The sequence below is a fragment of the Luteimonas sp. R10 genome, from assembly GCF_045689605.1.
GTDB lineage: Bacteria > Pseudomonadota > Gammaproteobacteria > Xanthomonadales > Xanthomonadaceae > Luteimonas.
Genome location: NZ_CP141262.1, coordinates 1,357,213 through 1,378,190, shown reverse-complemented (window position 1 = coordinate 1,378,190; position 20,978 = coordinate 1,357,213). Strand labels below are relative to the sequence as shown.

General features: G+C 70.6%; 15 protein-coding genes, 1 tRNA gene and 1 pseudogene. 8 read left to right on the top strand and 9 right to left on the bottom strand.

Annotation, left to right across the window (positions count from 1 at the left end; translation table 11 throughout):
• Positions 1-141 precede the first annotated feature (141 nt).
• Positions 142-2,103 carry an MFS transporter gene (locus U3649_RS05870; protein WP_407353941.1) on the top strand — a complete coding sequence of 654 codons (1,962 nt, stop codon included), beginning with the start codon at positions 142-144 and terminating at the stop codon, positions 2,101-2,103.
• A 244-nt stretch (positions 2,104-2,347) separates the two neighbouring features.
• Here U3649_RS05870 and U3649_RS05865 read toward each other — a convergent pair whose 3' ends face one another.
• The 4 genes from U3649_RS05865 to U3649_RS05850 form a co-directional block, all read right to left on the bottom strand.
• On the bottom strand, positions 2,348-3,250 hold the full coding sequence (locus U3649_RS05865) for a hypothetical protein (protein WP_407353940.1): 903 nt from the start codon (positions 3,248-3,250) through the stop codon (positions 2,348-2,350).
• Positions 3,251-3,591: 341 nt separating this feature from the next.
• Positions 3,592-4,476, bottom strand: a complete 885-nt coding sequence (nudC, locus tag U3649_RS05860) for an NAD(+) diphosphatase (RefSeq protein ID WP_407353939.1) — start codon at positions 4,474-4,476, stop codon at positions 3,592-3,594.
• Positions 4,477-4,732: 256 nt separating this feature from the next.
• The gene (erpA, locus tag U3649_RS05855) at positions 4,733-5,104 is read right to left on the bottom strand and encodes an iron-sulfur cluster insertion protein ErpA (protein WP_407353938.1); all 372 of its coding nucleotides are present in this window, start codon (positions 5,102-5,104) and stop codon (positions 4,733-4,735) included.
• A gap of 31 nt (positions 5,105-5,135) precedes the next feature.
• Positions 5,136-5,888: a DUF6776 family protein gene (locus U3649_RS05850; RefSeq protein WP_407353937.1), complete on the bottom strand. Its 753-nt coding sequence runs from the start codon at positions 5,886-5,888 to the stop codon at positions 5,136-5,138.
• 381 nt (positions 5,889-6,269) lie between these two features.
• On the opposite strand from U3649_RS05850, the gene U3649_RS05845 reads away from it, so the two are divergent.
• From U3649_RS05845 to U3649_RS05835, 3 genes are all read left to right on the top strand, one after another.
• Positions 6,270-6,851 (top strand): DUF4126 domain-containing protein, encoded by a 582-nt coding sequence (locus U3649_RS05845; RefSeq protein WP_407353936.1) that lies wholly within the window; start codon positions 6,270-6,272, stop codon positions 6,849-6,851.
• A 216-nt stretch (positions 6,852-7,067) separates the two neighbouring features.
• Positions 7,068-8,888 carry an EAL domain-containing protein gene (locus tag U3649_RS05840; protein WP_407353935.1) on the top strand — a complete coding sequence of 607 codons (1,821 nt, stop codon included), beginning with the start codon at positions 7,068-7,070 and terminating at the stop codon, positions 8,886-8,888.
• 3 nt (positions 8,889-8,891) lie between these two features.
• On the top strand, positions 8,892-11,843 hold the full coding sequence (locus tag U3649_RS05835; RefSeq protein WP_407353934.1) for an ATP-binding protein: 2,952 nt from the start codon (positions 8,892-8,894) through the stop codon (positions 11,841-11,843).
• A 61-nt stretch (positions 11,844-11,904) separates the two neighbouring features.
• On the opposite strand, the gene bfr is transcribed toward U3649_RS05835, so the two are convergent.
• The 3 genes and pseudogenes from bfr to U3649_RS05820 all read right to left on the bottom strand — a co-directional run.
• Entirely contained in the window at positions 11,905-12,381 is a 477-nt protein-coding gene (bfr, locus tag U3649_RS05830; RefSeq protein ID WP_407353933.1) for a bacterioferritin, read from the bottom strand.
• 96 nt (positions 12,382-12,477) lie between these two features.
• Positions 12,478-12,699, bottom strand: a complete 222-nt coding sequence (locus U3649_RS05825) for a (2Fe-2S)-binding protein (RefSeq protein WP_407353932.1) — start codon at positions 12,697-12,699, stop codon at positions 12,478-12,480.
• 204 nt (positions 12,700-12,903) lie between these two features.
• Positions 12,904-13,383 (bottom strand): annotated as a pseudogene (locus U3649_RS05820) (RNA pyrophosphohydrolase); the annotation flags it as partial.
• A 139-nt stretch (positions 13,384-13,522) separates the two neighbouring features.
• Here U3649_RS05820 and U3649_RS05815 point away from each other — a divergent pair.
• The 3 genes from U3649_RS05815 (at position 13,523) to U3649_RS05805 (ending at position 14,711) form a co-directional block, all read left to right on the top strand.
• Positions 13,523-13,599 (top strand) — tRNA-Met (locus U3649_RS05815).
• 117 nt (positions 13,600-13,716) lie between these two features.
• The gene (gene queD / locus U3649_RS05810; RefSeq protein WP_407353931.1) at positions 13,717-14,070 is read left to right on the top strand and encodes a 6-carboxytetrahydropterin synthase QueD; all 354 of its coding nucleotides are present in this window, start codon (positions 13,717-13,719) and stop codon (positions 14,068-14,070) included.
• 248 nt (positions 14,071-14,318) lie between these two features.
• Positions 14,319-14,711 (top strand): phasin family protein, encoded by a 393-nt coding sequence (locus U3649_RS05805; RefSeq protein WP_407353930.1) that lies wholly within the window; start codon positions 14,319-14,321, stop codon positions 14,709-14,711.
• A 129-nt stretch (positions 14,712-14,840) separates the two neighbouring features.
• On the opposite strand, the gene U3649_RS05800 is transcribed toward U3649_RS05805, so the two are convergent.
• Positions 14,841-18,044, bottom strand: a complete 3,204-nt coding sequence (locus U3649_RS05800; RefSeq protein WP_407353929.1) for a multidrug efflux RND transporter permease subunit — start codon at positions 18,042-18,044, stop codon at positions 14,841-14,843.
• A 6-nt stretch (positions 18,045-18,050) separates the two neighbouring features.
• Positions 18,051-19,307, bottom strand: a complete 1,257-nt coding sequence (locus tag U3649_RS05795; RefSeq protein WP_407353928.1) for an efflux RND transporter periplasmic adaptor subunit — start codon at positions 19,305-19,307, stop codon at positions 18,051-18,053.
• 467 nt (positions 19,308-19,774) lie between these two features.
• On the opposite strand from U3649_RS05795, the gene U3649_RS05790 reads away from it, so the two are divergent.
• Positions 19,775-20,908, top strand: a complete 1,134-nt coding sequence (locus U3649_RS05790) for an efflux RND transporter periplasmic adaptor subunit (protein ID WP_407353927.1) — start codon at positions 19,775-19,777, stop codon at positions 20,906-20,908.
• Positions 20,909-20,978 lie beyond the last annotated feature (70 nt).

Below are 20,978 nucleotides of genomic sequence, written 5' to 3'. Positions count from 1 at the left end.
CGACAGGCCCCGCGGCGACGCGGGGCTTTTTTATGGCGCCTCGCCCGCGGGAACCGACGGGAGCTGCGCCCAGGGGAACGGTGGCTCCCGCAGGCGGCAATCGCGACCGGCTACACTCCCGCGGGACCGCGAGGAAGCCGCATGGTGCAGGATCCGCCGAACCAGACACCGAACCCGGGCGCGCCGCCTGCGCCCGACGCGCTGCCCGGCGTGCCCCCGACCCATAGCCAGTTCGGGCTGCTGAAGCAGCGGCGGTTCCTGCCGTTCTTCAACGTGCAGGCGATCAACGCGCTCAACGACAACGTCTTCCGACAGGCGATCATCGGCATGCTGTTCTGGCTGCAGGCCAGCGACGAGCAGATGGCGCTGTACGCGAGCCTGGCGCCGGCGGTCTTCATCCTGCCCTACTTCCTGCTCTCCGGCATCGCCGGGCAGGTGGCGGAGAAGCTGGAGAAGCACCGGCTGATCCGGATCACCACCGCGATGGAGATCGCGATCATGCTGGTCGCGGCGCTCGGCTTCATGACCCAGAGCCTGCCGCTGCTGCTGGCGGCGCTGTTCTGCACCGGGGTGCAGTCGACCCTGTTCGGGCCGGTCAAGTATTCGATCCTGCCCTCGGTGCTGCGGCCGGAGGAGCTGACCGGCGGCAACGGCCTGGTCGAGATGGGCACGTCGATGTCGATCCTGATCGGCATGATCGTGGGCGGCCTGCTGTTCAAGCTGGCCGGCGACCAGGCGCCGTGGGTGGCCGGCGTGGCCGTGGTCTCGCTGGCGGTGCTCGGCAACCTGGTCGCGCGGCTGATCCCGCGCGTGGATGCCGGCGCGCCGGACCTGAAGATCAACTGGAACCCGGTGCCCGAATCGGTGCGCATGCTCAAGCTGGCGCGCAAGCAGCTGGCGGTGCGCAACGCGGTGCTCGGCGTGTCGTGGTTCTGGTTCGTCGGCACGGTGCTGACCTCGCAGCTGCCGGCCTACGCGCGGGTCCACCTGGGCGGCGACGAGACGCTGTACATCTTCGCGCTGGCGCTGTTCTCGGTCGGCGTGGGCGTGGGCTCGCTGCTGTGCGAGAAGCTGTCGGCGCGCACGGTGGAGATCGGCCTGGTGCCGCTGGGCGCGTTCGGCATGAGCGCCTTCATCCTCGACCTGTACTTCGCCCGCACCGGCGTGGCGCCGGCCACCGGGCTGGACGCGCTGGGCTTCCTGCGCGAGGCCGGCAGCTGGCGGATCGTGGCCGACCTGGTCGGCATCGGCCTGTTCGCCGGTTTCTTCGTGGTGCCGTTGTTCGCGCTGATCCAGAGCCGCTCGCCGAAGCACGAGCTTTCGCGGGTGATCGCCGGGCTCAACATCCAGAACTCGGGCTTCATCGTGCTGGCGGCGATGTCGGCGCTGGCCGCGCAGCAGCTGCTGGGCTGGAGCCTCCCGCAGGTGTTCCTGGCGCTGGCGGTCCTCAACGCGCTGGTGGCGATCTGGATCTTCACCATCGTGCCCGAGTTCCTGATGCGCTTCCTCAGCTGGCTGCTGGTGCGGGCCCTGTACCGGCTGCGCATCCGCGGCATCGAGGCACACGTGCCGGACGAGGGCCCGGCGCTGCTGGTGTGCAACCACGTCAGCTACATGGACGCGCTGATCCTGGCCGCCGCCATCCCGCGGCCGGTGCGCTTCGTGATGTACCACCGGATCTTCAACATCCCGGTGCTGCGCTGGATCTTCCGCACCGCCCGGGCGATCCCGATCGCCGGCGCCAAGGAGGACCCGGCGCTGATGCAGCGCGCGTTCGACGAGGTCGACCGCACGCTGGCCGAGGGCGAGCTGGTCGCCATCTTTCCCGAGGGGCGGCTGACCGCCGACGGGGAGATCGCGCCGTTCAAGCCGGGGCTGGAGCGGATCCTGGAACGCCGTCCGGTGCCGGTGGTGCCGACGGCCCTCAAGGGCATGTGGGCCAGCATGTGGAGCCGCAACGACTCGCGGATGGGCCGGATGCGCGTGCCGCGGCGGTTCCGTGCCCATGTCGAGGTGGTGGCCGAGGCGCCGCTGGATGGCGGCACCGCGACGGCGGCGCAGCTGGAGGCCAGGGTGCGGGCGCTGCGGGGCGACCAGGCGTAGGCGCTGGCCTGCGTGGGAGTGGCTGCACGGCGGCCGTTCACAGGCGAACTGAAAGGTGGATCGCCGCCGCGGCCGCGTACGCGGGTGTCGCGACTGCCGTCGCTCCCACAGGGCGATATCGACGAGTACGTGATCCGCGCACCTGTCTTGTGGGAGCGACGGCAGTCGCGACCGAAGGCGAATGGCCGGCGCGGCCAGGAGCGAGATTGCGATCATCGCCCCCGGGGACAGCAGGCGAAGGCGATCAGTTGACCCAGCCGCCGATCACGAACAGCGCGATCACCGCCAGCCACAGCAGCAGGATGCGCCAGACCAGGCTCATGGCATCGCGAAGTTCCGGCAGTTCCGGCGCCGCCGCGACCGGCGGCGGCAGGCCGGCCTCGGCGTAGTCGGCGGCCTCGTCCGCAAGCTCCTCGCGCACGCTGGCGCGGGCGAGGCGATCGAGGAACCCGCTGTCGAGAGCGAATCCGTCGCTGCCCGCCTCGCGCCAGGCCCCGACCACCACGTCGAAATTGCCGACCAGCGCCAGCGAGGCCGCCAGCAGCTGCGTCACCGGCCAGTCCAGCAGCGCCAGCAGGCCGCGGGCGCCGGCCGCCGTCTGCGCCGGCAGCGCCGCCGAGGCCTCGCCCTCGGCGGCGAGCGCGGTCAGGCGGTACAACAGCGCGCCGAACGGGCCGAGCAGCAGGAACCAGAACAGCACGCCGAACCAGCGCCCGCGGGCGTTGCGGAACACCTGCGCCACCAGGTCCGGCCCGCCCAGCGAAGGCGCTGCCGCATGCGGCCACAGCCGCTCCGCGGCGGCGCGGCGTGCGACCGGGTCCGCGGCGTCGGCCACCGCCCGCACGTCGAGGTCGAGATCGCGCGGCCCCCAGGCATAGAACAGCACCGCGACCCCGAACAGCAGCGCCGGGAAGCCGAACATGCGTCCATCCAGCGCGAACTGGAACAGCGCCACCAGCAGCAGCGGCGGCAACAGCGCCAGGGCGATGCCGAAACGGCCCTGCCACGCGCCTTCCTGCGGGAACTGCCCGTCGAGCCAGCGCAGCCAGCCCTGGTACCAGCCGTACTGGCGCAGTGATCCGGCGAGCGCCGGCGCGAGGTGGCCGAGCACCAGCGCGACGACGACGGCGAGCAGCGTGGTGAACATGGCGGGAGTGTAGCCGGCGAAGAGCGAGGAACGAGAAACGAGGAGCGGGAAACGAGAGATGGGACGGGCGGAGGCCGCCCGTCGGCGAATCGTCATCCCGGCGTCGGCCGGGATCCGGCATGCCGTTGCGGCTCCGGCCGTTCGAAGCAGCAGCCTGGTTGCGTCATCGAGGGGTCCGCGGGGAATGGATCCTGCCTACGCCAGGATGACGCGGGACCTCGTTCGGTGCTTGCCGCAGACGGCACCCGGCCCGCGCGGGAAACACGGGCAAGTGGTCCCGCCCGCGGGGGGGCCGCATGCACGTTGGAGGCGACGTGCGCCAAGGCTCGCCGCGCGCAGGCCTATCGCCCGCGGTTTCCCTTGTTCCACCAGTCCTCGATCAGCCAGTGCGAGATCGAGATCCGCGGCGACAGCAGCGGGCCGTCGTCGCCGGACTCGCCGCGCAGTGCGGCGCCGATCTCGTCGCGCCCGAACCAGCGCGCCGCCTCCAGCTCGTCGCCGACCACCGGCGGGTCGGGTTCGGCGTCGGCCTCGAAGCCGAGCATCAGCGAGGACGGGAACGGCCACGGCTGCGAGGCCAGGTAACGGCTGGCGCGCACCCGCACGCCGGACTCCTCGAACACCTCGCGCGCCACCGTCTGCTCCAGGGTCTCGCCCGGCTCGACGAAGCCGGCGAGCACCGACCAGCGCCGCGGCGGCCAGCCGGCCTGCCGCCCGAGCAGCAGGCGCTCGCCGTCGGAGACGGCGACGATCACCGCCGGGTCGGTGCGCGGATAGTGCTCGAGATCGCAGTGCGCGCAGTGGCCGAGCCAGCCCGCGCGCGAGAACGCCAGCGCCCGCCCGCAGGCGCCGCAATACCGGTGGCGGGCGCGCCAGTGCAGCACTGCGCGCGCCTGTGCGTAGGCGGTCGCTTCCAGCGCCGGCCAGGCCGCGGCGGCGGTGCGCAGGTCGATCCGCGCCGGCGCCTCGACGGCCAGCGCTTCGGTCGGCAACGCGAACCACCCCTGCCCCCCATGCAGGCCGAGGAACATCGCCTGCGCGGGATCGAGCGCCGCCAATGCCCCCGGCGGCGGCAGAAAGCGCGCCTGCCGCGCGTCGACCAGGGCGCGGCCGTCGCCGTCGAGCAGCAGCAGCTGGGCATGCGGCCACAAGGCGGCCAGCGCGTCGGGATCGTTGCGCAGGTGTTCGGCGCGATCGAGCGCACCATCGACGAAGGCGAAGGACATCGGGCGGTGATTGGTGATGGGTGATTCGAGAAAGCGTTCGCGGCCGCAGGCGGCACGACGGATGATGCCATCATCCGGCTTTCCGAATATTTCGCCACGGGCTGGATTCCGGCTTCCACCGGACGATGTAGGAGCGCACCGCAGGGTCGCGACAGCCTTCGCCGGAAGGCCGGTCGCGCCCCTGCGGTGCGCTCCTACCAAATGCGGGCCGGATCGAGAATCACGCCATCACGCCCTTGGCCATCTGGCCGCGGGCCTACACCGTGAAGCTGCTGCCGCAGCCGCAGGTGCTCTTGGCGTTCGGGTTGCGGATCGTGAACTGCGCGCCGTGCAGGCTCTCGACGTAGTCGACCGCCGCGCCCATCAGGTACTGCAGGCTGAGCGGGTCGACCAGCAGCACCACGCCGTCGGTGTCGACCGCGAGGTCCTCCTCGGCCTGCTCCTCGTCGAACTCGAATCCGTACTGGAAACCGGAACAACCGCCGCCCTGGATGTACACCCGCAGCTTCAGCGCCGGGTTGCCTTCCTCGGCGATCAGTTCACGCACCTTGGCCGCCGCCGCCTGGGTGAAGTCGAGCGGACGGGACAGCGCCTGGTAGCCCGTCGGTTCGGATTGCATCGTGGTCATGCGCTCAGGATGGGGGGCGCGGTGCCCCGGTTCAAGCGCCAGGCGCGGAACGGGCCGTCGCATCGGCCCATGTGAACGACTGCTCGACCTCCGCACCATTGGCCGGATCCAGGTGCGCGCTCACCCGCACCGGGGAGAAGCCCCTGGGCAGCAGGATGTCGCCGTTCACCTGCTGGAAGTACTTGAACGAGTACTCCACCGGCGGCGCGTCGTGCTGCTGGCGCAGGTCGACCCAATCCAGCCGCTCCAGCTTGCCATCGCGCGTGCCCTCGACCGAGAGCTTCAGTCCGCCGCGGCTGACCGCGCCGCGATTGAGGTTCTGGGTCAGGGTGGCGGTGAAATGCCAGACGCCGTCGCCGCTCGGCTGCAGCAGCAGCTCGTGCACCGACAACCCGCGCCGTTGCGCGGTCGCGCCGACGAAACGTTCGTAGAAGGCGACATCGGCGCGCAGGCCGGCGATCTCCTCCTCGCGCTCGGTCAGTGCGCTTTGCAGGTCGCGGTTGGCGTCGCGGCTGATCTGGTCCGAGCGCGTGAGCGTGGTCACCCGCTGCTCGAGGTCCTCGATCTGCGCCTGCTGCGCGCGCAGCTGCGCATGGGGATCGCCGGACGGACGACCGCCGAGCACCACCGACAGCCCCCAGGCGCCGAACGCCAGCGACAGCAGCAGCACCGCGATCAGCACGTAGGTCCAGCGCGGATGCGGATCGTGGTGCGGAGGGGGGGCGGCAGCGGGCGCCGGCGCGGCGGGCGAATCGGGCGGGTCGGGGGGCGGCGCATCGTTCATCCCCCACCGTATAGCCAGCGCCCGGAGCCGGCGTCAACACGATGCGGCGCCGCGGTTCGTCCGCATTCACCGGCGTCCGCATCCCGTTCCGCGCCTGCAGGCCGTCCCCGCGTTCAAGCCCGCGCCCGCGACCTCCTATGGGATGGCGGCGGCATGCCGCCGCCGGGGAGTCGCGACCGGCCGCCCGCGGAGTCGCGACTTCCGTCGCTCCCACATGCGCCGCTCCCACACGCGTCGTTCCCGTACGAGCGCAGTGGCGGCTTCCCGGCGCGTGCCCGACGCATCGCCTGATGAATCACGGAGCGAATGTCGAGACCGCCCGGAGCGTCTGCCTATACTGCGCACAGGCGCGCGCCGCCCCGGTGCCCGCGCGGAGATCCCATGTCCGAGGCACACCTGTTCGCGATCGGCGTGCTGCTGGCCTGGCTGGCCGGCATCCGCGTCTACCTGACCGTGTTCGGCGTCGGCCTGGCCGGCGCGTTCGGCTGGCTGGAGCTGCCGCAGGCGCTCGAGGCCACCACCTCGCCCTGGGTGCTCGGGGTGTCCGGCGTGCTGGCGCTGGCCGAGTTCTTCGCCGACAAGATCCCCGGCGTCGACTCGGCCTGGGACCTGCTGCAGACCCTGGCGCGGGTGCCGGCCGGCGCCTTCCTGGCGGCCGCGGCGCTGTCGCCGGACGGCGAGCTCGGCGCCGGCATGCTCGCCACCGGCGCCGGCGTGGCGCTGACCAGCCACCTGCTCAAATCCGGCTCGCGGGCGCTGTTGAACGCCTCGCCGGAGCCGTTCAGCAACTGGACCGCCTCCGCCACCGAGGACGCGGTGGTGGTGGGCGCGCTGGCGCTGGCGTTCACCCATCCCTGGATCGCGCTGGCACTGGTGGTCGGCATCGGCGTGCTGGTCGCCCTGGCGATGTGGTGGCTGTGGCGGCGGCTGTTTCGACGCGCGCCCCGCCCCGCCCCGGGCTGAATCCCGCGCCCGGACCGCCGATCCTGAATACGGTGCGCGCGATTGCGGGCGGGCGCACGGAAGGCGCCCGCCGCGATCGCGCATAATCGCCCCTCTGCAGAAGCACGCCGGCTCCCGTGCCGCGCGACGCGCCGGACCGGGCCGGCAGCGGAACCGACGGCGGTGGCCGGGCAGTTGCCTGCGATCACGGATGGCGGCACAGTCGTACGAATGGGGATGGCAGACGACACGCGACGCGCCGAGTTTCCACCGGCGCACTACTGGCGACGCTGGAGTTCGGACGCGGCCGCCCCGACGCTGCCCGCCGAGGACGACGGGGCGATCGAGGAGGCGTTGGCGTTGCGGGCGGCGAGCGCCCGGCCGGCGGCGGCGGCCAGCGGCGAGCCGCCCTACCGCGTGCTGGTCGTGGAGGACGACCGCAGCCAGGCGCTGTTCGCGCAGAGCGTGCTGCAGGGGGCCGGCATGCAGGCGCAGGCGGTCTCCGACGCCGACCAGGTGATGGCGGCGCTGAAGGCGTTCCAACCCGACCTGGTGCTGATGGACCTGCACATGCCGGCCATCGACGGCGCCGAGCTCACCGACATGATCCGCGGCAATCCCGGCTATGCGCACACGCCGATCGTGTTCCTGACCGGCGACCCCGATCCCGAGCGCCAGTTCGAGGTCCTGGCGATCGGCGCCGACGACTTCCTCAGCAAGCCGGTGCGGCCGCGCCACCTGATCGCCGCGGTGGAGAACCGGATCAAGCGTGCGCGCAAACTGCGGGCGCAGCGGCCCGACGGGCGCCATCCCACCACCGGCCTGCACACCCGCAACCGCATGCTGCAACGCCTGGCTGCGGCGATTCCCGGCGGCGGCGCGCTGTACTTCCTCGAAATCGACGGCACCGCCGCGCTGCGCGACCGGCTCGGCTATGCCACGCTGGAATCGGTGCTGCTCGACGCCGGGCGCCGGATCGCGGAGCTCGCCGCCGGACACCCGGCGGCGCGCCTCAACGACAATACGTTCCTGATCCATGTCGAGCACGCCAGCGATTCCGCGCCGGCCGATCCGGTCGAGTGGGCGCGCCGCCTGCGCGACGGCCTCGGCCAGCATGCGTTCGATGCCGGCGGCGAACCGCTGCGGCTGCGGGCGCGGATCGGCTGCGCCGCGCTCGCGCACGGATTCGAGGACGCCGGCAGCGCGCTCGCCGCCGCCGAGCAGGCGTTGCGCGCCTCGCGCAGCGATCCGGCCGGCATCGCCACCTACGTCCCGCCCGAGCCGAGCGCGCTCGAGCGGACCCGCGGGCTGGCGGACATGATCGCCGACGCGCTCCTCGGCGACCGGCTGGAGCTGGCCTACCAGCCGATCGTCGCGGTCGCCGGCGGCGACCAGGCGCAATACCAGACCCTGCTGCGGCTGCGCGATGCCGAAGGCATGCTGCATACCGCCGGCGAGGTCCTGCCGGTCGCCGAGGCCGCGGGGCTGCTGCAGGACATCGACCGCCGCGTGCTGGAACTGGCGCTGGGGCTGTTGCAGAGACAACAGGCGCGCGGCATGCCGTTGCGGCTGTTCGTGTCGCAGTCGCCGCGCAGCCTGGCGCGCGAGGGCCATGCCGCCTGGCTGGTGTCCGCGCTGCAGGAGCGCGGCATCGACGGCGCCTGCCTGGTGATCGACGTGCGCCAGGAAGACGCCCTGATGCACGCCGTGTCGCTGCAGGAGTTCTGTAGCACGATCGCATCCGCCGGCGCGCAGCTGTGCCTGAGCCAGTACCGCCCCGACGGCGACGTCGACACCCTGCTCGCGCAGCTGCCGCTGAACTTCGTGCGGCTGGCGGCGGACTTCTCCAGCAAGCTCACCGACAGCGCCGTGCGCGACGCGATGCGCGATGCGATCGAACGCGCGCACCGGGTCGGGCTGCAGGTCATCGGCCAGCAGGTCGAGGATCCGCAGGCCGCAGCGACGCTGTGGATGAGCGGCATCGACTACATCCAGGGCAACCTGGTCCAGCAGGTCGCGGACGACCTCGACTTCGACTTCCACCACTCGGTGCTCTAGACCATGGTCACGCTGACACGGACACGTCCCTCCGCATTGATGCTGCGCTGGCTGGCGCTCGGCGCCGCCTGCGGCGCAGCGGTGATGCTGCTGCTCGACTTCATCGGCATGGCCGGCCCATGGCAGGGCATCGCCCTGGTGCTGGCCTTGCTGGCGACATTCGCGTTCAGCGCCACGATCTACATGATGCAGGCGCGCGACCGCGAGCTCGACGAGGCCGAGGAGGTCGTGCGCCGCAACGAGGCCGAGCGCGCCGAGCTGCAGGCGCAGCTGGAACGCCATACCCAGCTCGAGCAGGAACTGCGCCAGGCCAAGCAGGCGGCGGAATCGGCGGTGATGGCCAAGGGCGAGTTCCTCGCCACCATGAGCCACGAGATCCGCACGCCGCTCAACGGCATCGTGCCGATGCTCGACCTGCTCATGCACGCGCGGCTGCCCGCCGACCACGCCGAGCTGGTGCGTACCGCGTACACCTCCTCGCAGCAGATGCTCAGGATCGTCGACGACATCCTCGACTACTCCAAGCTCGAGGCCGACAAGCTCGAGCTGGAGATCACCAGCTTCAACCTGCGCGAACTGCTGGAGAGCGTGTTGCAGCTGATGGAGCGCCCGGCGCAAAGCAAGGGCCTGCGCCTGAGCCTGCAGATCGACCCCGCGGTGCGGCTGCCGGTGCGCGGCGACCCGGTGCGCCTGCGCCAGGTGCTGGGCAACCTGGTCAGCAACGCCGTCAAGTTCACCGAGCGCGGCTCGGTCACGGTCAGCGTGCGCCGCATCGGCGAGAGCGCCGCGCAGCACCAGCTGCGGATCGAGGTGCGCGACACCGGGATCGGCATTTCCCAGGCGGCGCAGGGGCGCCTGTTCCAGGCCTTCAACCAGGCCGACGCCTCCACCACCCGGCTCTACGGCGGCACCGGCCTGGGCCTGGCGATCTCCAAGCGCATCGTCGAACTGATGAGCGGGCATATCGGCGTGCAGTCCGCGCCCGGCCAGGGCGCGACCTTCTGGTTCGAGGTGCCGCTGCTCAAGGTGCACGGCGACATGCCGACGCAGGACCGGCTCACCGACGGCGGCCGCCTGCTGCTGCTCAGCGCCGACCCGCGCCTGCGCCTGCGCCTGTCGATGCAGCTGCCCAACTGGGGCCTGCGCGTGAGCGCGGTCGAGACCACGCAGGAGGCGCTCAACCGCCTGCGCGCCGCGGCCAGCCAGGGCGCGCCGTGGGCGTACTCGATCGTGCTCGCCGACCTCGCCGGCATGCGCAACACCGCACTGGCGCTGCACCGCAACCTCGGCCGCCAGGCGGTCTACGGCGACCTCAGGCTGGTCTGCCTGTACGGCGACGACCCGGTGCCGGAGGAACTGCGCGCCAGCGCGACCGTGCTCAGCCGCCAGGCGCCCGACGCCGACCTGCGCGCCGCGCTGATCGGCGAAACCGCGAGCGACGAGGAGCCGCCCTTGAGCACAACCGCAACCGTTCCCGAGGCACCGGCGGCGGCCGATGCCGGCCAACCCGCGCCGGCGCCGCAGGCCGCGGCGGACGACACTACCCGGGCGCGGCCGGCGCGCAGCCCGCGGGTGCTGCTGGTCGAGGACAACCCGGTCAATCTCATGGTCGGGCAGCGGCTGCTGTCGATGCTCGGCATCGCCTGCGATACCGCCGGCAACGGCGAGGCGGCGCTGATGCGGATGTCGGCCTCGCGCTACGACATCGTGCTGATGGACTGCCAGATGCCGGTGATGGACGGCTACACCGCGACCCGGCAATGGCGCGAAAGCGAAGCCGCCGCCGGCGACCGGCGCCACGTGCCGATCATCGCCATGACCGCCAACGCCATGGCCGGCGACCGACAGAAATGCCTGGACGCCGGCATGGACGACTACCTGCCCAAGCCGGTGACCCGCAGCGAACTGGAGCGCTGCCTGAGCCATTGGTGGAGCCCCGAACCGGCTGTCGAGGACGTGGTCCCGGATCCGGCCGAGGAGATCGACGTCGACCTGCCGACCGGCGACGAGGCCGCCTCCGACGCGCGGCCCGCAGCGACGGCGGCAAGCGACCAAGGAACGGAAGCGGACTCGGCGACACCGGCTCCGGAACCGGCCGCGACGGCATCGGTCGCCGCCGCGCTCGTTGCGGCCGAACCGGACCCGCCTGCGGCCGCCGAGGCGGCCGTCGGATCCTCACCCGCACCGGACGCGTCCGAACCGGCTGCGGCACCGATCCTTCCGCCCACGCCGTCGGCGACACCGCCACGTGCCGAGTGGACGCTGACGCCGATGGCCGAGACGGTCCGCGACGACCGCGCGCCGGCACCGGCCGGTCCTGAACCGGCCTCGGACCCGCCGCCTTCGGCGCAGCCGTACACGCCACCGCCACCGACGGGACACGCGCCGGGATCGGCCGGCGAGGCTGCCGCTGCACCCACCCCGGCGCCGGTCGCAGCCGAGTCCACCCGAACGGCGATATCGCCGCCGGCCCGACCCGCGACACCCGCCAGCGTTCCACCCGCGGACCAGGCCGGCCGCGCGACGTCCGGCACGACCGGAGGAGAAGCCGCTGGAAGGCCGATAGCGTCGGCGCCGCCCGCCGCCGCACCGTCACGCCCGCCGCCGCCCCCGGTCATCGACCGGGAGGTGCTGGACGAACTGCGTTCGATGCTCGGCGACGAGGTCGACCGCCTGATCGAGGTCTTCCTCGAGGACACGCCGCGCCTGCTGGCGCGGCTGGAGATCGCCGCGGCCGGCCCCGACTACGACGCGCTGCGCGACGCCGCGCACTCGCTCAAGTCGTCGAGCGCCAACCTCGGCGCCATGCTGCTCTCCGCGGCGGCCAAGCGCATCGAGCAGGGCGCGCGCGAGGGCAACCTGGCACGCCCCGCGGTGGCGGTCGCGCTGGTCACCAACGAGTTCGCCCGCGCGCGGCGCCAGCTTCGCTCCGATAGCCGGACCACCCCGGCCTGAGCCGCGCAGGGCCGCCCTGCTCCGCTACGCCCGGCCGGGCCGCGGGGCCGGCTTCCCGCGCTCAATCGTCGCCGTCGATCTTGCTCTGCAGGTAGTTCTGCTCGCCGACGCGTTCGATCAGGTCGATCTGGGTCTCGATCCAGTCGACGTGCTCCTCCTCCGACTCGAGGATGTCGGCGAACAGCTTGCGGCTGACGTAGTCGTGGACCTGCTCGCAGTACTTGATCGCATCGCGCAGCAGCGGGATGGCCTCGAGCTCCAGGGCAAGATCGCACGCGAGGATCTCGCGCGGGTTCTCGCCGATCTTGAGCTTGCCGAGCGCCTGGAAGTTGGGCACGCCTTCGAGGAACAGGATGCGCTCGGACAACATGTCCGCATGCTTCATCTCGTCGATCGATTCCTCGTACTCGTGCTTGGCGAGTTCCTGCAATCCCCAGTTCTTCAGCATCTTTGCGTGCAGGAAGTACTGGTTGATCGCGGTCAGCTCGTTGTAGAGCGCCTCGTTGAGATACTTGATGACTTGCGCGTCGCCTTTCATGGGGGAGTCTCCGCAACGGAACGACCCCTACTCTAGCGCCGCGGAAAATCGCATGACGGAACGCGAATCGTGCTCATTTTCCGCGCGAGGCGGCGTTCACGCCGCCCGGGCGATGGCCGCGCGGACCGGCGGGTCGGCGGCGGCGGTCTTCGATGCCGATCGCGCCTGCTCCAGCACCTCGCAGGCAGTGGGCACGCAACTGCCGCAGCAGGCACCGCAGCCGGTGCGCATCGTCAGCTCGGGCATGCCCGAGCAGCCGGCCGCGGCGGCTTCGTGGATGTCGCGTTCGGTGACGGCATTGCAGAGGCAGACGTACACGGGCTGGCGGGCGTGATTCGAAGACGGATCCGCATTCGGCCAGAAACGAGAATGATTGTCAATTAACAGGCTGCCGGCGCACCGGGATCAGCTGCGGCTCGCATCGGTGCTCCTGCCGGCCGCTCCGCCCAGCCCGGACTTGGCCCGCTGCCGCCGCGCGCCGTGCCGGTGCGGATCGATCTGCACGAACGGCACCGCCTTCGGCCCGGCCACCTGGCGGGCGAACGGCGCCAGATGCCGCAGCGCATGGGCATAGACACCGCGCTTGAACACGACCACGTGATCCAGGGGATACCAGAAGTCGACCCAGCGCCAGTGGTCGAATTCCGGCTTCTCGGTCAGGTCCAGCCGCAGGTCGCGATCCTCGCCGGTGAACTGCAGCAGGAACCAGACCTGCTTCTGGCCGATGCAGACCAGGCGGTCGTTGCGCCGGATCGCCCGCTGCGGTAGCCGGTAGCGCAACCACCCCGGGGTCACGCCGAGCACGGCGACATGCTCGGGCGACAGCCCGGTTTCCTCGTTCAGTTCGCGATACATCGCCTCGAGCGGCGTCTCGTCGGTGTTCATCCCGCCCTGCGGGAACTGCCAACCGTCGTGACGCACCCGCCGGGCCCAGAACACGCGGCCATTGGGATGCATCAGCACGATGCCGACGTTCGGTCGATACCCGTCCGGATCGATCACGATGCGGACTCCGGAAATTTCACTGCGTCCGACTCTGCCACGCCCGGGGGGAACCGACAAGCGCGCACCGTCGACATTGACGGCGGCCCCGCGGGCGTGGACAATTCGCGGTTCGCCGCGCCGCAAGCGCGCAGGCCGTGGCTATGTAGCTCAGCCGGTTAGAGCACAGCACTCATAATGCTGGGGTCGGTGGTTCGAGTCCACCCATAGCCACCATTGTCTCTGCCCCGATACGCCGCGCGCCCTCCGGGATACCGACCGCACCCCGTCGCGGAGCGCTCCGGTCATCGCGCGTCCGCCACGCGGGCCGGCGCCCACCACACGGATCACGCCATGGACATCTTCAAGGTCTTCACCATCGAGGCCGCGCACCGGCTGCCGAACGTGCCCGAGGGCCACAAGTGCGCGCGCCTGCACGGGCACTCGTTCCGGATCGAGATCCATGTTGCCGGTGAGCCGGCACCCGACACCGGCTGGGTGATGGACTTCGCCGACCTGAAGGCCGCCTTCCTCCCGCTGTACCGGCAACTCGACCACCACTATCTCAACGAGATCGAGGGGCTGGAGAACCCGACCAGCGAGCGGCTGGCGATCTGGATCTGGGAGCGGCTCAGGCCGGCACTGCCGATGCTGAGCGAGGTGGTGGTGCACGAGACCTGCACTTCGGGCTGTCGCTACCGGGGGTGAGCGCCGCGCCGCGAACCACCCCGCATTCGTAGGAGCGCACCGCAGGGCGCGACCATTCCAGCGAAGGCCGTCGCGCCCCTGCGGTGCGCTCCTACCGCCATGGTGCCGGGCAATCCATTGAAATTCAAAGGTTCCTGAACGGGCGCATGCCGTTCATCGGGGAAATGTTGCATTGCAACAAAATCGGACATATGCTGCACCGCACAAATCCGGCACTCCCTGCCGGCACACCAAAGCAGGAATCCGCCATGTACCAGTTCAACGAGCAGTTCACCGCCACCACCCGCCAGTTCGGCGAGACCGCGTCGCAGGTCGGCCAGCTGGCCCTGGAAAACGCCGAGAAGGTGTTCGGCCTGCAGCTGAGCACCCTGGAAGAGAACGCCAACGCCACCTTCGCCTTCCTGGGCGAGCTCGCCGAGGTCCGCGACCTCGACGGCTACAAGGCCGTCTGGCCGAAGGGCGTGCAGGTTGCGCGCGAGAACGTCGAGCGCAGCATCAACGCCAGCCAGGAAGTCTTCGCCCGCACCCTGAAGACCAACGAGGCCATCGGCCAGATCGCCAAGGGCCAGGTCGAGGCTGCCACCGAGCAGGCCCAGACCGCCACCGCCAAGGCCACCAAGACGGCCGGCAAGAAGGCCTGAAGCACCGGTCGACGGCCGCCCTCTCTCTCCGGAGGCCGTCACCGAAAACGAAACCCCGGCCGCTCGGCGGCCGGGGTTTTTTCATGGGCCGGACCGCGGCCGGCGCATGGCGCCGCCGCAGCCCTGCGATCAGGTGGCGGGCGGCGGCAGGGCCGGTCGATCGCCGTCCGCGTCAGCGGCGGCCCGTTCCTGGGCGCGCAGGTATTCCGCCGACGGCTCGTCGAGCTTGTCGCCGAGCACGCGCCGCACTATCACGAAGAACACCGGAATCAGCAGCAGGCCGAGGAAGGTCGCGAACAGCATGCCGCCGATGACGCCGGTACCCAGCGCATGGCGGGCGTTGGCGCCGGCGCCGGTCGACAGGGCCATCGGCGTCACGCCCATGATGAAGGCGAACGAGGTCATCAGGATCGGGCGGAAACGCAGCCGCGCCGCCTCCACCACCGCGTCGCGCAGCGTCTTGCCTTCTGCCCGCTGCTGCACGGCGAACTCGACGATCAGGATCGCGTTCTTCGCCGCCAGGCCGATCACCGTCACCATGCCGATCTTGAAGAAGATGTCGTTCGACAGGCCCGGGCGCAGCATGGTGAAGACCACCGCGCCCAGGATGCCGAGCGGCACCACCAGCAGCACCGCCACCGGGATCGACCAGCTCTCGTAGAGCGCCGCCAGGCACAGGAACACCACCACCACCGACAGCACCAGCAGCAGCGTCGCGGTGTTGCCGGCGATGATCTCCTGGTAGGACATGCCCGCCCAGTCGTAGCCGAAGCCGGCCGGCAGCTCCTCGTCGACGATCCGCTCCATCGCGCTCATCGCCTCGCCCGAACTGCGCCCGGGCGCCTGCGAACCGACGATGTTGACGGCCGAGTACCCGTTGTAGCGGGTCAGCGAGGGCGTGCTCGTGCCCCACCCGGCGTCGACCACGTTGCTCAGCGGAATCATGATCCGCGCCCCGCCCGCGGTCGTCTGCGGGCTGGGGGTGTAGATGCGGTTGAGCGATTCGGGATCGGTGCGGTAGGGCGCGTCGGCGCGCATGGTGACGCGCTTGATCCGGCCTTCGGAGAAATAGTCGTTGACGTACACCGGCGCCAGCATCAGCTGGATCGCGTTGTAGATGTCGTTGACCGACAGCCCCATCGCCTGCGCCTGCACGCGGTCGACCTCGAGCTGCAGCTGTGGCGCATCCTCCAGCGTGTTCGGCCGCACGCCGGTCAGCGCCGGGTCCTGCGCCGCGCTGGCGAGCAGCTGGTTGCGCGCCTGCTGCAGCGCCTCGCGGCCCGCGCCGCCGCGGTCCTGCAGGTACATGTCGAAGCCGCCGAACTGGCCCAGGCCCTGCACGGTAGGCAGGTTGACCACGAAGATGCTGGCGTCCCTGACCCCGGACAGCGCGCCGTTCGCCTGCTGCAGGAAGTCGTTGATCGTGCCTTCGCGTTCGTCCCAGGGCTTGAGCCGGATGAAGGCCATGCCGACGTTCTCGCCCTGCCCGACGAAACTGAAGCCGGCCACCTGCATCATCCCCTCGTAGGCGGGCAGCTGCTCCAGCGTGCCGCGCACCTGCTCGAACACGGCCTGGGTCCGCTGCAGGGTGGAGCCGGGCGGCAGCTGCACGATCGCCATGGCGTAGCCCTGGTCCTCCTCGGGCACGAAGCTGGTCGGCAGGCGCGCATAGAGCAGTCCGCAGACGACCGCCAGGGCCGCGAACACGATCATCCAGCGCGGCGCATGCCGAACCGCGCTGCCGATGTGGCCCACGTACGTGGTGTTGACCTTCTCGTAGTACCTGTTGAAGGTGCGGACGATGAAGTTTTCCTTTTTCTCCCCTGGCGGCGCGTGCTGCTTGAGGAAGGTCGCGCACAACGCCGGCGTGAAGCCCAGCGCCAGGAACGCGGAGAAGCCCATCGCCACCGCGATGGTGATCGCGAACTGCTTGTAGATTTCGCCCGAGGCGCCGCCCTGCAGCGCGCTGGGGATGAAGACCGCCGCCAGCACCACCGTGATCGCGACCACCGCGCCGGTGATCTGGCCCATCGCCTTGATCGTGGCCTCGCGCGGCGGCAGATGCTCCTCGGCCATGATCCGCTCGACGTTCTCGATCACCACGATCGCGTCGTCGACCACGATGCCGATCGCCAGCACCATCGCGAACAGCGTCAGCTGGTTGACCGTGAAGCCGATCATGCTCAGCCCAAGGAAGGTGCCGAGCAGCGCGACCGGGATCACCAGGGTCGGAATGATCGTGGCGCGCAGGTTCTGCAGGAACAGCAGCATCACCAGGAACACCAGCACCATCGCCTCGACCAGGGTCTTGATGACCTCCTTGATGGAGATGGTGACGAAGGTGGTGCTGTCGAACGGGACGAACCACTCCACGCCCTCGGGGAAGCCGGGCGCGAGTTCGTCCATGCGCGCGCTCACGGCTTCGGCCACGCTGAGCGCGTTGGCGCCCGGCAGCAGCTGGATCGCGAACGCGCCGGTGGGCTGGCCGTTGTACTTGGTGTCGAAGCCGTAGCCGGACGCGCCCACCGCGATCCTCGCCACGTCGCCCAGCCGCACCGTGGTGCCGTCGCTGTCGGCGCGCAGCACGATGTCCGCGAACTCCTCGGCGCTGCTGAAGCGGCCCTCGGCCGAGACCGTGGCGGTGAAGCCCTGCCCCGGGGGGGCGGGATCGGAGCCGATCGCGCCGGCGGCGAACTGCACGTTCTGGCCGCGCACCGCGGCCAGCACCTCGCTGGCCGACAGGCCGTAGCCCTGCAGCCGGTCCGGATTGAGCCAGATGTTCATGGCGTACTCGGAGCCGAACTGCTGGGTGCTGCCGACGCCGGGCACGCGCGAGATCTGCTCGAGCACGCGCGAGCCGATCAGGTTGTTCAGCGCATTGCGGTCGAAGTCCGGATTGCTCGAGCGCAGTCCGACCACCATCAGGAAGCCCGCGTTCGCCTTGGCGACCACCACGCCCTGCTGGGTGACTTCGCTCGGCAGGCGCGGCGTCGCCAGCGACACCTTGTTCTGGACCTGGACCTGGGCGATGTCGGCGTCGGTGCCGGTCTGGAAGGTCAGGGTGATGCTGGCGCGGCCCGACGAACTCGAGGTGGAGCTGAAGTACAGCAGGTTGTCGATGCCCGTCAGTTGCTGCTCGATCACCTGGGTGACCGCTTGTTCCGTGGTCTGCGCGTCCGCGCCCGGGTACGTCGCCGACACCGTGACCTGCGGCGGCGCCACGCTCGGATACGACTCCACGCCCATGTTGAGCACGGCGATCACGCCGCTGAGCGAGATCAGGATCGAGACGACCCAGGCGAAGACCGGGTGGTTGATGAAAAACCTGGGCATGGCGGATCAGTCCTCCGCTTCGGGCGCGGGTGCCGGTTCCGCCTGTGCGTCCTGCGTGCCGGCCTGCGGCGCGGCGGTCGCGTCCGGCTGCGCCGGCGCATCGGCACCGCCGCCGTCCTGCGCGCGCGCACCCGCACCGGAGGCCTGGCCGGCGGCGGCAGGCTGCCACGGCACCGGCCTGACCGGCGCCTCGGGCTGCGCCTTCTGCAGGCCCGACACGATCACCCGGTCGCCTGCCGCAAGACCGTCGCTGACGACCCAGTGCCCGTCCTGGGCACGCTGGGTCACGACCTGCCTGCGGGCCACGGTATCGCCCTCGCCCACCACCATCACGTAGGCACCCGACGCGTCGCGCTGCACTGCCGCCTGTGGCACCAGATACATGCCGGGCTGCTGCCCGAGCGTCGCCTGCAGGGTGACATAGGCGCCGGGCCGCAGCGTCTGGTCGGGGTTGGGCAGGACCGCACGCAGGGAAACCGCGCCGGTCGCCGGATCGACCACGTCGCCCGAGAAGTCCAGCTCGCCGGTGTGCTCGTAGACCGAACCGTCCTGCAGGATGACCTGCACTTCGACCGGGCCGGAGCGGTCGAGCTGCATGCGCCGGACCCGGTCCAGTTCGGACACGCCCATCGAGAAATTCACGTACAGCGGATCGATCTGGTCGACCGTGGCCAGCAGCGTGGCGGTGCCCTGCCCGACGAGCGCGCCCTCGGTGACCTGCTGCTGGCCGGCCCGGCCCGAAATCGGCGCGCGCACGGTGGCGTAGCCGAGGTTGATCTGCGCCGCCTCGACCGAGGCCTGCGCCGCCTGCACCGCGGCCCGGCTGCTGCGTTCGGCGGCCAGCGCGTTGTCCAGGTCGGAGCGGGAGATGAAGTTCTCGGGCGCCAGCCGACGCGCGCGTTCCGCGGCGGCCTGGGCGTTGGCATAGTTGGCCTGCGCCTGCGCCAACGCGGCCCGGGCGGCGCTGAGTTCGGCCTGGTAGGGCGCCGGATCGATGGCGAACAGCGGCGTTCCCTCGCGCACGTCGCTGCCTTCCTCGTACAGCCGCTTCTGCAGCACGCCGGGCACACGGGCGCGCACGTCGGCGCTGCGATAGGCGCCCAGCCTGCCGACCAGGTCCTTCTGCAACGGGACGGTCTCCGGCTGCATCGTCAGCACGCCCACCTCGGGCGGCGGCGGCGCCTGCTGTTCCGGCTCGCCGCCACAGGCAGCGAGCAACAGCGCGCAGAGTCCGGCAAGCGCCATCGGGCGCGGACGCATCATCATTGGTGAAACTCCGGGGGGAGGTTGGTTCGAGACGCGGCTTGTTGCGCCACGAGATCTTTTTAATTGCTATACCATCCAGTACAGCATTAGCATAGTACCCGTTCGCGTGCCGGAAGTCATAGGAACAAGGAACCACACACGGATGTGCACGAAAATCTGACTGCCGGCACGCGCGAGACCGCCGACACCGCATTAAGCTCCGCCTTTCGCCATTGGTCCACCGAATCAGTGTACTGCCGGGCACCGTCGCAGTCGCAGAATCGGCGACAGGCCGGGCCTGAAATGCCGGGTCCGGAACACCGAACGGAAGAGCGGCGTGGGCCCGGTTCGCGGAACCGCTCCAGATCGGCACGCCTTCGCCTGTTTCGTTCCACACGCCCCAATCACCCCGTATCTTCCCGAGGCCTCCGATGTCCAAATCCACTCCCCCCCGTTCGCCCTCGGTGCGCAAACGCATGTTCTGGATGCTGCTGATCGTCCTGGTGGTGTTCGGCGGCGTGTTCGCCGTCAAGGCCGTGATGGACTACGGCATGAACCAGTTCTTCGACAACATGCCGCAGCCGCCGATCGCCGTGAGCACCTTCGAGGCGAAGCAGGAGCGCTGGAGCAGCGGCGTCGACGCGGTCGGCACCCTGGTCGCCGTCAATGGAACCGACGTCACCACCGAGGCCGGCGGCGTGGTGCAGAAGATCGCCTTCGCGGCCGGGCAGCCGGTCGAGGCCGGCGCCCTGCTGGTCGAGCTGAACTCCGCGAACGAACTGGCCACGCTGAACTCGCTGGAAGCCTCGGCCAAGCTCGCGGCGGTGCAGAGCGAGCGCTGGCGGACGCTGAGCCGCGACCAGCTGGTCTCGCAGGCGGAAGCGGAAGAGCGTGCCACCCAGGCCGCCACCGCCCGCGCCCAGGCCGACGCCCAGCGCGCGCTGATCGCGCAGAAGCGCATCCGTGCGCCGTTCGACGGCGTGCTCGGCATCCGCCGGGTGGACCTGGGCCAGTACGTCGCCCCGGGCGATCCCATCGTCAGCCTGCAGTCGCTGGATCCGATCTACCTCAACTTCACCCTGCCCGAGCAGTACCTGCCGCAGATGCAGGAAGGCACGACCGTCCGCGCCCGCGTCGATGCGCTGCCCGGCAAGACCTTCGAGGGCACGATCACCGCGATCGAGCCGGGCGCGGATGCCAGCACCCGCAACTTCACCGTGCAGGCGACGCTGGACAACCCCGACGGCGAACTGCGGCCCGGCACCTTCGCCAAGGTCGGCTTCGACCTGGGCGAGGCGCAGGACGTGGTGGTGATCCCGCAGACCGCGGTCAGTTTCAACCCCTACGGCAACGCGGTGTACGTGGTCACCGAAGCGCCGCCCGCCGAGGAGGAAGCGCAGCAGGAAGGCGAAGAGGCCGGTCCGAAACACGTCGTCAACCAGCGCTTCGTCACCACCGGCGCCACCCGTGGCGACATGGTGGCGGTGACCGACGGGCTCGAGCCCGGCGAGGTCGTGGTGACCAGCGGCCTGCTGCGGCTGCGCAACGGCGCGGGGGTGACGATCAACAACGACGTCCAGCCCGCCACCGACGAAGCGCCGCAGCCTCAGAACCGCTGAGACATGCGCCACATCGCTGAGCCCGCCCCCGCGGGCTCGCCCTGCCCCCGACCCTCTCCCGCCTGCGGGA

Bases quoted from the DNA above. Each gene is read 5' to 3' on its own strand.
- U3649_RS05850 (WP_407353937.1), bottom strand. From the start codon at position 5,888: ATGAACGATGCGCCGCCCCCCGACCCGCCCGATTCGCCCGCCGCGCCG.
- erpA (WP_407353938.1), bottom strand. From the start codon at position 5,104: ATGACCACGATGCAATCCGAACCGACGGGCTACCAGGCGCTGTCCCGT.
- U3649_RS05790 (WP_407353927.1), top strand. From the start codon at position 19,775: ATGCTGCTGATCGTCCTGGTGGTGTTCGGCGGCGTGTTCGCCGTCAAG.
- U3649_RS05805 (WP_407353930.1), top strand. From the start codon at position 14,319: ATGTACCAGTTCAACGAGCAGTTCACCGCCACCACCCGCCAGTTCGGC.
- bfr (WP_407353933.1), bottom strand. From the start codon at position 12,381: ATGAAAGGCGACGCGCAAGTCATCAAGTATCTCAACGAGGCGCTCTAC.
- U3649_RS05865 (WP_407353940.1), bottom strand. From the start codon at position 3,250: ATGTTCACCACGCTGCTCGCCGTCGTCGTCGCGCTGGTGCTCGGCCAC.
- U3649_RS05840 (WP_407353935.1), top strand. From the start codon at position 7,068: ATGGCAGACGACACGCGACGCGCCGAGTTTCCACCGGCGCACTACTGG.
- U3649_RS05795 (WP_407353928.1), bottom strand. From the start codon at position 19,307: ATGATGCGTCCGCGCCCGATGGCGCTTGCCGGACTCTGCGCGCTGTTG.
- U3649_RS05800 (WP_407353929.1), bottom strand. From the start codon at position 18,044: ATGCCCAGGTTTTTCATCAACCACCCGGTCTTCGCCTGGGTCGTCTCG.
- U3649_RS05870 (WP_407353941.1), top strand. From the start codon at position 142: ATGGTGCAGGATCCGCCGAACCAGACACCGAACCCGGGCGCGCCGCCT.
- U3649_RS05845 (WP_407353936.1), top strand. From the start codon at position 6,270: ATGTCCGAGGCACACCTGTTCGCGATCGGCGTGCTGCTGGCCTGGCTG.
- queD (WP_407353931.1), top strand. From the start codon at position 13,717: ATGGACATCTTCAAGGTCTTCACCATCGAGGCCGCGCACCGGCTGCCG.
- nudC (WP_407353939.1), bottom strand. From the start codon at position 4,476: ATGTCCTTCGCCTTCGTCGATGGTGCGCTCGATCGCGCCGAACACCTG.
- U3649_RS05835 (WP_407353934.1), top strand. From the start codon at position 8,892: ATGGTCACGCTGACACGGACACGTCCCTCCGCATTGATGCTGCGCTGG.